This is a genomic window from Stenotrophomonas sp. SrG (assembly GCF_050031795.1).
GTDB lineage: Bacteria > Pseudomonadota > Gammaproteobacteria > Xanthomonadales > Xanthomonadaceae > Stenotrophomonas > Stenotrophomonas rhizophila_A.
The window spans coordinates 1-283 of sequence record NZ_JBNBBE010000178.1 but is presented as its reverse complement, the minus strand read 5'-3'; the positions used below and the strand labels follow the sequence as shown (position 1 = coordinate 283).

Genomic DNA, 283 nt, shown 5'->3' with positions numbered 1-283 from the left:
TCTACAAGCAGGGCCTGCTCAAGCAGGGCATCGTCGAATCCAAGGCGGCCATGAAGTGCCTGATGGGCGGCTTCATCGAACGCCTGGACGGCATGGCGGTCAGCACCGGCGAGTACCACGACCGGATCAGCCGCTATGCGCTCGCGCTGAAGGAGGCGCGCAGCATCGCCGATCTCAACCAGCTCCTGCAGGACGTGCTGCCGGACACCGGGCGTGTGCAGGCGCAGGCCTTGCAGGCGCGCGACCATCTGGGCACCGCGCGCCGCGAGGTCGAGCAGGCCGA

The 283-nt window shown here is 68.2% G+C and carries 1 pseudogene; it reads left to right on the top strand.

Annotated features, from left to right (window positions below):
• Nucleotides 1-283 (top strand): annotated as a pseudogene (locus ACQG3P_RS19435) (GGDEF domain-containing protein); the annotation flags it as partial.